This is a genomic window from Streptomyces hydrogenans (genome assembly GCF_014656075.1).
GTDB lineage: Bacteria > Actinomycetota > Actinomycetes > Streptomycetales > Streptomycetaceae > Streptomyces > Streptomyces hydrogenans.
The window spans coordinates 31,192-45,044 of the sequence record NZ_BNBS01000010.1 but is presented as its reverse complement, the minus strand read 5'-3'; the positions used below and the strand labels follow the sequence as shown (position 1 = coordinate 45,044).

10 protein-coding genes are annotated in these 13,853 nt (G+C 74.9%); 1 reads left to right on the top strand and 9 read right to left on the bottom strand.

Annotated elements, in window-relative coordinates; genetic code table 11:
* Nucleotides 1-98 precede the first annotated feature (98 nt).
* On the bottom strand, nucleotides 99-1,049 hold the full coding sequence (locus IE321_RS07025) for a TauD/TfdA dioxygenase family protein (protein WP_226652707.1): 951 nt from the start codon (nucleotides 1,047-1,049) through the stop codon (nucleotides 99-101).
* Nucleotides 1,050-1,582: 533 nt separating this feature from the next.
* Nucleotides 1,583-2,764 carry an ROK family transcriptional regulator gene (locus tag IE321_RS07020; protein ID WP_226652706.1) on the bottom strand — a complete coding sequence of 394 codons (1,182 nt, stop codon included), beginning with the start codon at nucleotides 2,762-2,764 and terminating at the stop codon, nucleotides 1,583-1,585.
* A 772-nt stretch (nucleotides 2,765-3,536) separates the two neighbouring features.
* On the opposite strand from IE321_RS07020, the gene IE321_RS07015 reads away from it, so the two are divergent.
* Nucleotides 3,537-3,974 carry an NUDIX hydrolase gene (locus IE321_RS07015; protein WP_190222152.1) on the top strand — a complete coding sequence of 146 codons (438 nt, stop codon included), beginning with the start codon at nucleotides 3,537-3,539 and terminating at the stop codon, nucleotides 3,972-3,974.
* Between the two features lie 289 nt (nucleotides 3,975-4,263).
* Here the strand turns inward: IE321_RS07015 and IE321_RS07010 are convergent, their stop codons facing one another.
* The 7 genes from IE321_RS07010 to IE321_RS06980 all read right to left on the bottom strand — a co-directional run bounded on the left by IE321_RS07010 (nucleotide 4,264) and on the right by IE321_RS06980 (nucleotide 13,835).
* Nucleotides 4,264-4,812, bottom strand: coding sequence for a hypothetical protein (locus tag IE321_RS07010; RefSeq protein WP_190222151.1), 549 nt, complete (start codon nucleotides 4,810-4,812; stop codon nucleotides 4,264-4,266).
* A gap of 59 nt (nucleotides 4,813-4,871) precedes the next feature.
* Nucleotides 4,872-5,726 (bottom strand): MinD/ParA family ATP-binding protein, encoded by an 855-nt coding sequence (locus IE321_RS07005; RefSeq protein WP_190222150.1) that lies wholly within the window; start codon nucleotides 5,724-5,726, stop codon nucleotides 4,872-4,874.
* 402 nt (nucleotides 5,727-6,128) lie between these two features.
* Nucleotides 6,129-6,746, bottom strand: a complete 618-nt coding sequence (locus IE321_RS07000; RefSeq protein ID WP_226652705.1) for a sigma-70 family RNA polymerase sigma factor — start codon at nucleotides 6,744-6,746, stop codon at nucleotides 6,129-6,131.
* 381 nt (nucleotides 6,747-7,127) lie between these two features.
* Nucleotides 7,128-8,417 carry a S8 family serine peptidase gene (locus tag IE321_RS06995; RefSeq protein ID WP_190222149.1) on the bottom strand — a complete coding sequence of 430 codons (1,290 nt, stop codon included), beginning with the start codon at nucleotides 8,415-8,417 and terminating at the stop codon, nucleotides 7,128-7,130.
* Nucleotides 8,414-11,830, bottom strand: coding sequence for a right-handed parallel beta-helix repeat-containing protein (locus IE321_RS06990; protein WP_190222148.1), 3,417 nt, complete (start codon nucleotides 11,828-11,830; stop codon nucleotides 8,414-8,416). Before IE321_RS06990 ends, IE321_RS06995 begins: the two co-directional genes overlap by 4 nt.
* A gap of 16 nt (nucleotides 11,831-11,846) precedes the next feature.
* Nucleotides 11,847-13,322 carry a hypothetical protein gene (locus tag IE321_RS06985; protein WP_190222147.1) on the bottom strand — a complete coding sequence of 492 codons (1,476 nt, stop codon included), beginning with the start codon at nucleotides 13,320-13,322 and terminating at the stop codon, nucleotides 11,847-11,849.
* A 78-nt stretch (nucleotides 13,323-13,400) separates the two neighbouring features.
* Nucleotides 13,401-13,835: a hypothetical protein gene (locus IE321_RS06980; protein ID WP_190222146.1), complete on the bottom strand. Its 435-nt coding sequence runs from the start codon at nucleotides 13,833-13,835 to the stop codon at nucleotides 13,401-13,403.
* Nucleotides 13,836-13,853: the final 18 nt, after the last annotated feature.

Below are 13,853 nucleotides of genomic sequence, written 5' to 3'. Positions count from 1 at the left end.
GGGCCGAAGGGCGGAGGTGGGGAGACCGAGGGGAGGGTGGGGCCGCCGACGCGGCGGCGGAACGCGTCGGCGCGGGCGCTGGCGGCCCCGGGAGGGTGTCAGGAGGTCGCGGCGACCCGGTGGTCGGCGGTGAACGGGCGCCCGGCGACCGACTCGGACGGGTGTCCGTCCGGTCCGACGGGGACCTCGCCGATCAGCGTGACCCGGTGCAGCCGGCGCTCGACGTCGAGGTGCTCCAGGTCGCGCGGGGCGAGGTGCGCGGTGGCCCGGTTGTCCCAGAACGCCACGTGCCCCGGCTCCCAGCGGAAGCGCACCGTGTACTCGGGCCGGGTGATCTCGGCGTAGAGCAGGTCCAGGATCCGCCGGCTCTCCGCGGCGGTGACGCCCACGACGTGGCTGGTGAACCCGGGGTTGACGAACAGCGCGCGCTCCCCGGTCTCCGGGTGCACCCGCACCACGGGGTGGACGGACACGAGCAGGTTGTCGTTGACCCGGCGGGCGTAGGCGCCGTCCTCGCCGACCGGCCGGGCGCCGCCGTACCGGTGCTCGGCGCGCAGCGTGTCCACGAACGCCCTGACGGGGGCGGACAGTCCCTCGTACGCGGCGACGAGGTTGGTCCACTGGGTGTCGCCGCCGAACTCCGGGACCGTCTCGGCGCGCAGGATGGACCCGGCGGGCGGGTTCACCGCGGCGGTGACGTCCGTGTGCCAGCCGTCGAAGTAGCTGTACTGGCGCTTGCGGTACTCCTCCCGGAACTCCTTCCCGTAGCGCTCCTCGAAGCGGCGCGGGTCGATGGTGAAGATCTCCGGGTGATCCTCCGGCGGGGCGTCGTCGTGCGGGTGGGCGTAGGTGAGCTCGCCGAAGTGGCGGGCGAAGGCGATCTGCGAGGCGTGGTCGAGCCGCTGCCCCCGGAAGAAGACGACCTTGTGACGGTGGAGGGCCTGCTTGATCGCGTCGACGGTCTCGACGGCCAGCGGGCCGGCGAGGTCCACGCCGTCGAAGTCGGCGCCGATGTGACCGGCGACGGGACGGACGGTGAGCGTGCTCATGGGGCGAGTCCTTTCGGGCATGACGGAACGAGGGCGGGGTGAGGAAGGCGGCCGGGCGCACCGGGACGGCGTCGGGGCCGGGAGAAGGGGCCGACGCCGGTACGGGAACCGGCACTCCGGGCACAGCTCCGGGCAGTGCTCGGCCGTGCCTCGGCCGGAGCTCCGGGCAGCGCTCCTGTCAGTGCTCGACTGCGCTCCGGCTGTGCTTCGGCCGGTGGACGTGCCTGGTTCGGCGCGGAGTGACGTCCCTGATTCAGCGCGGAGTTCGACGGAGGCGTGCGTCGGGGTCAGCGCCCCGTGCCCCGTGCCCCGGCGCTGAGGCGCGTCGGCGTCTCGGTGGAGAACCGGTCAGTGGGCGCGACAGCCCAGTCCGGCGAAGTGGTGCGCGCGGAAGGCGTTCACGGGGTGCCGGCCTGCGGCTGCCCGGATCGTGGCCCTCTGCTGTGCGTCCATGGGAAGAGTGTGCTGCTCGCGTGCCGGTGCGGACAATATTTTCTGGCGGCGCGGAAGAAACCCTCCACGGCCCGCCCGGCTCATCGGGCGCCGCCGCTGGTACGCAGTCCCAACGGGTCCTGGTAGACGGCCGCGAGCACCGGCGCGGTCGCCGCCACCGCGAGCGTGTCCACACCGAAGGAGCCGGTCCGCACCTGGTCGCCGCCGCTCGTCAGCTCGCGGGTCAGCTCGTCGAGCAGCCGGGGCAGACGGAGGGTGGCGAACTCGGTCAGCACCAGGTCGTCCGGGCGGATCAGGTCGAGCAGCGGCCGTACCGCGTGCGCGATCAACCGCAGGCGGGTGCGGCACAGGTCGAGCGCCCGGACGTCGCCCGCGCGAGCGGCACGCACGAGCAGCCGCAGATCGGGGTGCGGGATGACGCCCTCGGCGACGGCGCGGCGCGCGACGGCACGGTCGGAGACGGTGGCCTGGAGGCAGCCGGTGCGGCCGCAGGGGCACGGCTCCGCCGACCCCGGTACGGGCAGGTGGGCGATGCCGCCGGCGCCGTACCGACGGCCTTGGAGCAGGACGCCGCCGGTGGCGATCGCCGCGTCCACGGCATTGCCGACGAACAGGTGCACCAGGTCGCCGCCGCGGTTCGAGCCGAACAGCAGCTCGGCCTGGGCCAGTGCCCGGGCATGGCCTTCCACGTGGACCGGGAGCCCCACCGCGCGCTGCAACGACCGCCGCAGGGGGATGTCGCGCCAGCCGAGGGCGGAGTTCTCGACCAGGACCCCGGCGTCGGGGTCGACCCAGCCGCCGGTGGCCACGCCGAGGCCGAGGACGGAGCGCCCGCCGAGGTGTCTGCGTAGGAAGCCGGGCAGGCGCGCGGCGACGTCCTGGAGGACCGCGCCGTGCTGCCGCTGCCGCGGCACGTGCTCGTACGCGATGACGGTGCCGCGCAGGTCGGTGAGCGAGAAGGTGAGCCGAGGGACGGCGATGTGCACGCCCGCCGCGACGTGGTGCGCGGTCTCGATGTCCAGCGGGATCCGGGGGCGTCCGGGCCGGGGCGGCCGGTGCGGCTCGGGCGGCTCCCAGACCAGTCCCATCGCGAGCAGTTCGGCCGCGTGCCGCGACACGACGGCCGCGCTCAGGCCCGTCTCCCGGATGATCGCGGTGCGGGCCAGCGGGCCTTGGCGCAGGATGGCCCGCAGGACGGCGGCGGCGTCGGGCTGGTCGGCGGCGGGCCTTCCGCCCGGCGTCGCGATGAGCGCTGGTCGCATCGGCATTCCTCGGTCCGGGGTCGGTCGTACGGCGGCACGGCGGCCCCGGCAACCGAGGGCCTAGGGACGCGGGGGACAGCTCGACGACGTCATGCCCCGATGCTCGCAAGCCCGCGGGGGCCGGTCAACGATCCGGCGTTAAGGGGCAATGACGGTTCTGCGAAGCGCTCCTGGAGGCTCCGCTGCCGAGATCCCCGGGGGGACGTCCGCCACCCGGCACCGTCCGCGACCGGGCGAACGGCGGCGACCTGTCCGGTGGCTGCCTCGCCCCCTGGCTCGGCTTCGGACGTTCAGGACGGGACGCAGCATGAGAGCAGCCGGTTCGACGGCGACCGTGCGCGGAGGCATGAGGGCCCCGACGGCTCTGAGCCCGTGCGCCACGCGTCGAAGCAGTCGTCGGCGGACTCGCCGGAGTGCATGGCGCGCGGTGGAGAGCGTGTCGCCGGTGACCAGGTGAACCAGGTCGGTGGGGCCGTTCGCGCCGGTGCCGAGGACGGTCCTCGGGACAACTCCGGGGTCGCTGCGGGGGATATCCTGCACCGCCACCGGGCCATCGTTACGCCGTGGGTCGGACAACCGGTCGGCTGTGGTCGCCATCGCCCCGAGTCCTGCGCGCTCGCCCTGCGGGACGCGCAGGGGTCTCGAAGCGCGTGACAGCCCTCGACCACGGAGTTCTCGTGGACCGGTCTCCGGCCCCCCTTCGGGCCGGGCCGGGGACGGCAGCCCGGTCCGCTCCCGGCATCGCCCTGAACGAGCAAGGAGAAGAACCGAAATGATCGAACGAGTCCGCGCCGTCCTCGTCACCGCCGACGACACGATGCTGGTCATCCGCCGCACCAGGCCCGGTATCCCCGAGTACTGGGTCCTGCCCGGCGGCGGCGTCGAGCCCGGCGACGCGTCCCGGGAGGCCGCCCTCCACCGGGAGATCCACGAGGAGATCGCGGGAAAGGCCGACATCGTCCGCCTCCTCCACACGGTGGAGACCGGAGACGAGCGTCAGCTCTTCTACCTCGCCCGCATCGCGACCTGGTCCTTCGAGGACCGCACCGGCCCCGAGTTCAGCGCCGAGGGCCGCGGCGCGTACGCGCTGGAGGAGGTCCCGCTGACGGTGGAGGGGCTCGACGGCATCGACCTCAAGCCCGAGGAGATCGCCCACGTCCTGAGGGGGGCCATCGGCGCCGGAAGCCTCGGGGTCGAGGCATCGCTCTGAGCCGGCCTGGACGTCGTCCTGCCGCAGGGACCGGCTCCGGGACGAGCCGGTCCCGGCAGCCTTCCGCCGGGGCAGCTCCGTCGGCGGGATCGGGACGAGGTCGGGCCTCGGGCGGAGCGGCTCCTCCTCCGTTTCCTCAGGTAGGTCGGCATGAGTCCCCGCGCGTTCCGGGGCGGTCGCCCCGACAGGTGCCGGTGCGAAGGGAAAGCCCGGGTGGGAAGCCGTCCAGCCCGCCCGGACGGTGTCCCGTACGGATCGCGGACCGGCGGCCGGGCGGGTGGCCCCGGGTCTACCAGGGGCTGCTGCTGCTCGTCGACGTCGCGCCCCCGGCGGCGCCGCCGGAAGTCGTGGGCGGGGTGCCGAAGACGGAACCGCCCGAGACGGACCCCGTGGGTACGGAGGCGGGGCCGACCGCCGGCCGGCGGACCGGGGCACTCTCCGTCGACCGGGTCACCGCCCGGGCCGGTGCCTCCCGGCCCGCCTCGCGCGGGCGCTCGGCCTCCTCGCCGATCCGCTCCAGACGCAGCACCAGGTTGCGCTCCTGCCGGACGCGCCCCGGCCAGTCCACGTCCTTGCTGGTGATCGTCTGCGTACGGACGCCGTCCACCGTCTCCCAGCGGGTCCTGACCGCGCGGACGTTGGGCCGCCACCGGCCCTCGTACAAGTGCTCCACCTCCAGGTGCCAGCCCGGCGCGTCCACGTGCCGGACCGTCCCCACCTCGCCGGGGATCTCGATCCGCGCTCCGCGCGCACCGGACACGGTGACCACCGCGCGCTGCGGCCAGTCGGCGTCCAGGCCGATGACGGTGATCCGGCAGGGGCCCTCGTACCAGGCCATGGGTGCTCTCCAGTGTTCTCGGGGACGGGCGTGAAGAAGAGGACGGGGAGGGGGCGGGGTCAGTCGTGGGGGAAGTTCCGGGCGACGAGCGTCGCGAGTTCGCGGTACGCGTCCCGGGTCCGGCCCCGCAGCGTCTCCGGGTCGACCTCGCCGCCCCGGGCCAGACGGGAGTCGTACGGGACGGTCACCACGGCCCGGCAGCGCTGCCGGAGACGGGCGACGGCCTCGTCGTCCAGGGCCGGCCGCCCCGGCGACGACCGCACGCCGGTGACGACGGTCACCGCCTCCCGTGCCTTGTCCTCGTGGCCGAGGGCGGCCAGCCGGTCGAAGACCATGCCGGCGCCGCTCATGCCGTCCTCGCCCGGTGTCGCCGCGACGACCAGCTGGTCCGACATGTCCAGGACGGCGCACAGGACGTCGTGCGGCATGCCGGTCCCGGAATCGGTGAGGACCAGCGGATACTGGCCGGCGAGCACCTCCACGACCTGCCGGTACTCCTGCTCGCCCAGGGCCCGCAGGTCCGCCGGGTCAGGGTCGTGCGCCACGACCTCCAGACCGCTGGGCGTCTGCGAGGTGAAGGCCCGGATGTCCATGTAGGTGCGCAGCCGGGGCAGCGCCGCCACCAGGTCGAGCACGGTGGCGCCCGACTGCCGCCGGACGCGGCGGCCCAGGGCTCCCGAGTCCGGGCTCGCGTCCACGGCGACCACCCGGTCGGCCCGCTCCCGGGCCAGGACCGCGCCGAGGGCCAAGGTGGTGGTCGTCTTCCCGGCCCCGCCGTTCAGACCGATCACCGCGATCCGATGGCTGCGCAGCAGCGGGGCCCCGAGGACCTCGGTGGCCTGGCCCGCCCCTCCGCGCCGCCCGATCCGGAAGAGGGAGCGGGACGTCCGCCGCGTCGGTCGCGACTCCGTCATGGTCCCGGCCGGCACCGCCGGAGCCTCCGCGGCCGGTACGGGCTCCGCCGCGGCGCTCACGTCCGCCGGAACCGTCTCCTCCGGTGCGCTTGCAGCCGCCGGTACGGGCTCCGCCGATGTGGGCGCGGCCGTCGGTGCGGGCTCCGCCGATGTGGGCGCGTCCGCCATTACGGGCTCCGCCGACGCGGGCGCGGCCGTCAGCGCGGGCTCCGCCCCCGGGGCCGGATCCGGAGGCGCTTGCGGCGGGACTTCGTTCCGCCTCGCGCGCCAGTGCCCGGGGCTGTAGTCGGGCGCGTCCGTCCAGTGTTCGGGCGCGCTCATGTCGTTCCTGGCTACGACGGTGACCACCTCGGTCCCCTCTCGTCGGTCGCCCGGAGGAACGGCCCGGCGGCCACGACCGGTTCAGACGGGACGGAGCGGGCGGCCCGTCGGTGCGAGGCCGTGCCGCTCCAGGACGGGACGCAGTGCCCGCACCGCGTAGAAGTTGCGGGACTTGACGGTGCCCGACGGGATGCCGAGCACGGCGGCCGCGTCCGTGGTCGACCGGTCGTTGAGATGCAGCTCCACCAGCACCTCCCTTTGGTGGTCGGGGAGTTCGGCGAGCGCGTCGCCGACGGCGTGCGCGGTCGCGATCTGCTCGTACGGGTCGTCGGGGCCCGCACGGTCCTCCGGCGTCTCGTCGCCCAGCTCCTTCACCCGGGCGGACTGCGCCCGGAAGTGGTCGATGGCGATCCTGCGGGCGACGGTGAACAGCCAGGGCCGACCGTGCTCCGGACCCCGGACGAGCGCCTGTGGGTTCAGCCAGGCGCGCAGGAAGGTCTCCTGGAGCATGTCCTCGGCCTTGCCCCGGTCCCCGCTGGTGAGGCGGAGCAGGGCACGCAACAGGGCGGAGGCGTGCAGCCGGTGGAGCTCCGCCAGGGTGTCGCGGTCCATGGTGGGGCGGGGCCGCGCCCCCGCGTGGCTGTCGGTCCCCGCTCCCGCGCGGACCGTGCCGTCGGCCCCGTCTTCGTGCGTCGTCACCCCGGTCGTTCCTCCCCGCCGCGCGTCGGCGACTCGGGAATGGCGGACGGCGGCACCGATCTGCCGACGGCTCCGGGCACGTCGGGCTGGTGGGAACGACCTTGGCAATCTCGACTAATGCACGGCTAATGTTTCGGCTGCGATCGAGTGCCGTCCGGTAACGCCCCCGACCCTCCGGCCCGCGTGAAGTGCGGGCGGAAGAGGGGCGGGTGGCTCCTAGGGCCTGTCTGACCCTTCCCGTCGGGTCCGGCCCGTCCGGCACGCACGCTCGCCGCACGGCCGAAACGCCCGAGTGGCGCTGCTACGAGGCCGTCCCGGCCGCACGCCGATCGCACGCACCGGACGACCCGGCCTGATCCGACGCCCATGGTCAGACAGGCCCTAGGAAGGCGGGAGCGGCTCCGGTCCGCCGCCCCTCACGGCCTCCGGGGCGCGGTAGGCACCCGGCCGCCACCTCCGCCGGCGGCCCCGCGGCAGAACGGCGGCGGTCACCGCCACCCCCGCCAGCACCGCCAGGGAACCGGCCGCCACCCACCCGGCGGACCCGGCGGCGGACGGTCCCGGCGGGGGCGGCATCACCACTCCGGGTGCAGCCGCCCGGACCGCCGCGCCGCCCCCCTCCTCGGGGAGCACGGCGGTCACGGCGGCGATCGGGTCGACCGAGCCGTACCCGCGCGTCCGGTCCGGCATCGGCTCGCCCGGCCCCGTCGTGGTGGCACGGAGCCGGTGGACCAGGGCCTCGGCGCTCAACTCCGGTCGGCGGTCCAGGACGAGGGCCGCCGTACCGGCCACCAGCGCGGCCGCGTAGCTCGGCCCGGAGGCCGTGAAACTGCCCCGGCCGCCCGGCCCGGGGCCCATCACGGCCTCGCCGGGTGCCGTCAGGTCGACCCGGCCCTCGGGGGCCTGCCCGAACGCCTTCCCGCCGGGGCCGGTCGCCGCCACCGCCACCACCCGCGGATGGGACGCGGGGTACGCGGGTTCCTTCGCCCCGTCCGGGGCGGCAGGGGCGATCACGACCGCGCCTTCGTCGACCGCGTACCGTACCGCGCTCCGCAGCGCCGGGCTGTCCGTGCCCGCCACCGCCACCACGGCGACCACCCGGGCGCCGCCGCCGACCGCCGCCCGGATGCCCCGGGCGAGGAGGTCGGGGGTGGTGTTCCCCCGCCGGTCGGTGACCGGCACGTCGAGGATCCGCGCCTCGGGCGCGATCCCCGCGAAACCGGCGCCCGGGGTGCGGGCCGCCGCGATCAGACCGGCCGCGAAGGTGCCGTGACCGACACAGTCCGCGGCCGGGCCGCCGCCGGCGAAGAGGCGCGGGGTACGCCTCAGCCGGTCGCCCAGCAGCCCGGCGGCGTCGTCCACCCCCGAGCCCACCACGGCCACCGTCACCCCGGCCCCTTCGGACAGCGGCCAGACCGTGTCCGGGCGCAGCAGCGACTGGGGCCAGGGGAGTCCGGTGACCTTCCGGTCCGATGCCGCACGACAGGTGTCGCCCGACAGCCGCTGCGTGACGGCGGGCAGCGAGGCGGGATCGTCGCCCGCCTCGCCGGCGGCCGCCCCCGCGCCCGTCCCGCCGTCGGGGCCCGGCACCGCCGCCGCGCTCGACGGCGCCAGGACCAGGGCCCCGCACAGCAGAGCCGTCGGGAGGACCGCCGCTCCGCGCCGCCTCACGCGACACCGTCCGGCACCCGGTCCCAGGGCACGTCCTGGGGCAGCAGCAGGCTCAGCTCGGCCACGTCGTCGACATCGAGGCGGCTGAGCCGGCCCGCCTGCCTGGTGATCATGGTCTCCAGGACCTGGCGGGCGAAACGGCCGTTGCCGAAGTTCCGGTCGCGCGGCACCGCCGCGAACAACTCGCCCAGGGCCGCCAGCGTCTCCGGCGGGCACACGTATCCCGCCTTGTCGGACAGCGCTTCCACGATCCGCACCAGTTCCTCGTCGGTGTAGTGCTCGAAGACGACCGAGCGGGAGAAGCGGGACGCCAGGCCCGGGTTGGAGTCCAGGAAGCCCCGCATCTCGTCGGCGTACCCGGCGACGATGACCACGACCTCGTCGCGGTGGTCCTCCATCAGCTTCATGAGGGTGTCCACCGCCTCCTGCCCGAAGTCGTTGCCGGTGCCGCCACGTGGCGTCAGCGTGTACGCCTCGTCGATGAACAGCACGCCGCCGCGCGCCCGGTCGAAGGCGTCCTTCGTCAACTGCGCCGTGTGGCCCACGAACCGACCCACCAGGTCCGCCCGCGCCGTCTCCACCAGCTGACCGCCCGGCAGTACGCCCAGCTCGGCGAGCAGCTGTCCGTACAGCCGGGCCACCGTCGTCTTGCCGGTGCCGGGCGGGCCCGAGAAGACCACGTGATGACTGATCGTGGCCGTCGGGAGCCCCGCCTCCTTGCGCCGGTTGACCTGCTTGATCAGGTTGACCAGGTCCTCGACCTGCTCCTTGGCGGCGGGCAGGCCGATCATGGCCCGCAGCTCGTCGAGGAGTTCCGTCCTGCGCTCCGCCGGTGCGCCGGACGCCGCGACCGCCCTGGCGGCCTCCGCCCCCACGTCCTCCGGCTTGAGCAGCGCCAGATCGGTGTTGCCGATCTCGGGCAGCACGGCCAGCCGGGACGCCTGCCGGTCCACCATCTCCTCGAACACCTTGCGCGCCGCCCGGCCGTTGCCGAAGTCGGCGCCCTTCGCCATGGTCTCGAAGTGCAGCGTCAGCGCCTCGCGGGTGCCGTCGGCGAGCTGGTAGCCGTGCGAGGCGGCGGACATCGCGACGATCGTGGTCAGCTCGTCGTCCGCGTAGTTCTCGAACTCCACGGTGCGGCTGAACCGGGACGCCAGGCCCGGGTTGGAGTCGAGGAAGCCCCGCATCTCCTCCGAGTACCCGGCGACGATGACCACGACCTCGTCGCGGTGGTCCTCCATCAGCTTCACCAGCGTGTCGATGGCCTCCCGGCCGAAGTCCGGGCCGCTGCCGCCGGTCCCCTGCGACAGCGTGTACGCCTCGTCGATGAACAGCACGCCCCCCAGCGCCTGCTGGAAGACCTCCGTCGTCTTGATCGCCGTCCCGCCGATGATCGACGCCACCAGGTCCGCGCGCGCCACCTCCACCAGATGGCCCGACGGCAGGACGTCCAGCTCGGCGAGGATCGAACCGTACAGCCGGGCCACCGTCGTCTTGCCGGTGCCGGGCGGCCCCGCGAAGATCAGGTGGCGGCTCATCGGCAGCGCGGGCATCCCCGCCAACTCCCGCCGACGGGCCAGCTTGTTGAGGTTGACCAGGGTGGCGACCTGTTCCTTCACCCCGTCCAGGCCCACCAGCGCGTCCAGCGCGTCCAGCGGCCCGTCCGGCCGGCGCGACGCGGCGGGTGCCGCCGCGGCGCCCCCGCGGGCGGAAGCGTCCGGAGCGCCCTCGTGGACCTCCTCCCCGTGCGGCCCGTCCGCGGACGGTACAGGCCCGCCGGCCTCGGCCGCCGACTCCCCGTACGAGTCCGGCAGTTCGTTCTCCGTGCTGGTCAGGTTCTCCACCGCGAGCCGCGCCGACGGAGTGAGCTGACGCAGCCCGGAGCCGCCGTTCCCGGAGACCGTGCAGTCGTGCACGCGTACCGCCTCCGTGGAGTCCACGCGGATGCCGTCGCCGGTGTTGTCCACCGCCTCGCAGCGGTTCAGCGCGGCCCGGCCGCCCACCGCGACCCGGAATCCGTGCCGCCGGCAGGACCGCACCCTGGCCCGGGCCGCGGTCAGCTCCCCGCCGTCCTCGACCAGCACCCCTTCCTGCGGCGCGTCGGCGACCTCGCAGTCGCGCAGCGTCGCCAGACCGCCTCCGCCGACCGACACGCCGGCCGCACCGGTCTCCCGGACCGTGGTGGTGCCGACGTACGCGTCGCCGCCGTCGGCGATCCGCACACCCGCCTGCCCGGTGGCCGAGATCTCCGAACCCTCCAGCCGCCCCCGGCCGCCCCGGGTCACCTCCACCCCCGCCCCGGCCACGTCCGACACCTGGAGACGCCGCAGCATCGGGTTCGCGCCCTCCAGCACGCGCACCCCCGCTGCCGCGCCGCCGCGCACCGTGAGCCGGTCGAAGTCCGGGGCGCTGTCGCCGGTCAGCTGCACCCCGGCCTCCTTCGCGTCCCGCACCGCGCACCGCTTGAACGAGGGGCCCGAGGACTCCTCCACCCAGATGCCGGTGCCTTCGGCCGCGGTGACCTCGCACTCCTCGAACGTGCCGCGTGACCGCCCCGTCACGTGGACGCCGTTGCCCTGGGTCCGGGAGACCCGACAGCGGCTCAGCACCGGATCGGTGCCCTCGGCGAGCGCGATTCCGTGCACCTTCGTCGCGGACACCGAGCAGTCCTCCAGGACCACCCGCTCCTTGGAACTGATGTACACGCCGAGCAGGCAGTCCCGCACCGAGGTCCGCACCACCCGGGTGGAGCTGTTCTCCTCCAGGGCGATGGCCGGCTTGTCGGTGGCCGAGATCTCGCAGTCCTCGATCAGTCCCCGGCCCTCGCCGTTCGCGCACACCCCGTTGCCCCGGGCGTCGCGCAGCACGCAGTTGCGGAAGGTCGGATTGGCCCGCTCTCCGATGACCACCGCCGAGGTCCCCAGGTGCTCCACCACACATCCGTCGATCACGCTGGTGCCGGTGGAGGTCTCCACGATCCCCGCCCCACCCGGGTTGGTCACCCGGCAACCCCGCATCGCCAGCGAACCCTGCTGCCGGGTCAGCAGGGCCGTCCAGGCGTTCCCCACCACCTCGCAGTCCTGGAGCGCCGCCTGCCCGCGCGGCACGTCCACGACGGGCAGCTCGTCGTCCAGGCCCTGGAGCAGCAGCCCCGTGAGCTGCACCGCCTCGGCCACCACCTGCACCACCGTTCCCCGGGGCGGCACGATCCGCACGGTCCCGTTCGGGTCCTCGGCGGTGATCGTCACCATCTTGGTGACGACCAGGTTCTCCTCGTACCGGCCCGGGCGCACCGAGATCACCGCGCCGCTGCGCGCGGCCTCCAGGGCGGCTCCGATCGTGCGGTACGGGCCGCCGGCGGGCGGGCGGTCGTGCTGCGCCTCGGCGCTCACGGTCAGCACATGGCGCGACATGCGTGGATGTTCCCTTTCAGGCGGAGGTGCACTGGACACGGGCGGCGTCGCCCGCGTGATGGGCGTAGGTCTGCTGCGAACCGGACCAGTCCAGGCCCCGGTCGTGCAGCTTCACCGTCAGCACGCCGCCGGTGATGCGGACGTCGCCCGCGCTCACCCACTGGCCCCGCCGGGACGGCTGGTCGACGTTGAAGGACCGCAGGATCGGATCGTTGCCCGTGGTTCCCGCGTGCACCGTGTAGTAGGCCGGTCTGCCGCCGACCGCCTTGATGTCGCTGTTGTTCGGGATGTGCACCGAGACCTGGCAGGTGCCGGAGGTGACGGCGCCGGTGCGGAAGGTCCAGCGCAGCGCGTTCCCGGCGTCCGAGCCCGTTTTTCCGGACATCGGCAGCGAGAGGAAGCTGCCGTTGCAGCCGTCGCCCGCGTGGCCGCCGGAGCTGTACTTCTGCCAGCCCTCCTTGCCGTCCGCGTACCAGCCGCTGTACGTGAAACTCGCCCCGGAACCAGCGCAGTTCGGCCCTGCCAGGGCCGCGTACCGCTCCTTCGCCGGAGCGGGCGGGGGCGCCTGGGTGGCCGGCTTCTGCGGGGCGGCCGTGGTCTCCCGGGGCGCGGCGGGGGCCGTGGTGGACGCGGAACCGCCTCCGGAGGCGGAGGTCGGTTCCGGGCTCCTTCCGGAACCGGGCGTCCGGGAGGAGGCGGGCGTCCGGGAGGAGGCGGGCTCCTGGCCCGCGCCCACCCCGGCACCGAGCCCGGCGACACTCGTGGCCAGGGGGCCCTTCCCCGCGACCGGGGGCCTGCCCGGGGCGCTCGTGGTCCCCGGTGCGGGGGTGCCGGGCGGCGCGGAACCCTTCTCGGGCGCGTCGGCCCGCGGCACGAAGCCTCCGGGGCCGCCGTCGGCCTGGCTGTACCCGGTGGGGCGCGGCGGCGTGGCACCCGGTCCCGGACCGCTGCCGCCGCCGACCTGGGAGAGCAGCAGGGGCACGCCCATCAGGACGATGCCCGAGGTGGCCGCCGCCGCGATCATCGGCTTCGACAGTCGCCGGGCGGGCCTGGGTTCGGCCCGTGCCGCCGTCCCGGCGGCTCCCGCGGCCTGCGCGGCGAGGCCGTCCGCGTCGGAGGCGGCCTGCGCGCCGTCCCCGGAGGCGCCTTCCGGAGCGCCCTCGGCGCCGGTCGTTCCCGTGTCGTCCTCGGCGTCGCTCCCGGTCCCGCCGGCGGCGGGGAGGTCCGGGGCTGCGCCGGAAGAGGAGGCCGGGGTCGTGGCCGCGGTCTCCGGCTCGGCGACGGCGTCCGGAACCGGTTCCGCTGCCACGGCTCCCGCGACCGGTCCGCTCCCGGTCTCTCCGTCCGGCTCCCCGCCGCGTTCCGCTCGCGGCTTCCGTCCGGGCTCGCCCTCCGGCTCCTCGCCGGCTTGCTGCCAGGCGACCGCGGGCAGGCTGATGGATGCCGCGTCCTGCCCGGCGGCTCTTCCGGTCCGCACCTCGTTGTCGTCCACCGTCATTCCCCTCGGTCGTCGCGAACCCTCCGCGCACGTACGAACGGACCGACGCCGCTCCGTGGTTCACCCCTGCGGTCAGCCCAGCGGATGGACCTCGGTCCCCTCCGGTGCCGGCGTCAGGACGAAGGCGGCGGCGCGTTCGACGACGTCCTGCCCGAGGGGGCCGGGCACCGTGTAGCCGGGGTCGGCCAGGTGCGCCAGCAGCTCGGGGTCGGGGGCGAGCGCGTAGTGCTCCAGGTAGTACGTGACGGTGTCCGTCCACACCCACCGCCCGTCCGTACGGAAGGTGAGCGGCACCTCCGCGACCCGGGAGGCGTCGAGCACGTCGTCCATCAGGACCGGTGTCGCGAGCACGGGCGTCCCGGCCGTCAGCCGCTCCAGCAGCAGGGCGTGCAGCTCGGGGTCCTCGACCACCGGGTGGTCCGTGGCGAAGCCCGGCCCCGTCACCGGGTCCGCGTGGTCGAAGACGGAGGCGAGCCGGAACTCCGGCCGGGGCTCGGGGTCGGTCATGGCGAGGTTCCTGTCATG

Bases quoted from the DNA above. Each gene is read 5' to 3' on its own strand.
- IE321_RS07025 (WP_226652707.1), bottom strand. From the start codon at position 1,049: ATGAGCACGCTCACCGTCCGTCCCGTCGCCGGTCACATCGGCGCCGAC.
- IE321_RS07005 (WP_190222150.1), bottom strand. From the start codon at position 5,726: ATGACGGAGTCGCGACCGACGCGGCGGACGTCCCGCTCCCTCTTCCGG.
- IE321_RS06980 (WP_190222146.1), bottom strand. From the start codon at position 13,835: ATGACCGACCCCGAGCCCCGGCCGGAGTTCCGGCTCGCCTCCGTCTTC.
- IE321_RS07015 (WP_190222152.1), top strand. From the start codon at position 3,537: ATGATCGAACGAGTCCGCGCCGTCCTCGTCACCGCCGACGACACGATG.
- IE321_RS06990 (WP_190222148.1), bottom strand. From the start codon at position 11,830: ATGTCGCGCCATGTGCTGACCGTGAGCGCCGAGGCGCAGCACGACCGC.
- IE321_RS07010 (WP_190222151.1), bottom strand. From the start codon at position 4,812: ATGGCCTGGTACGAGGGCCCCTGCCGGATCACCGTCATCGGCCTGGAC.
- IE321_RS07020 (WP_226652706.1), bottom strand. From the start codon at position 2,764: ATGCGACCAGCGCTCATCGCGACGCCGGGCGGAAGGCCCGCCGCCGAC.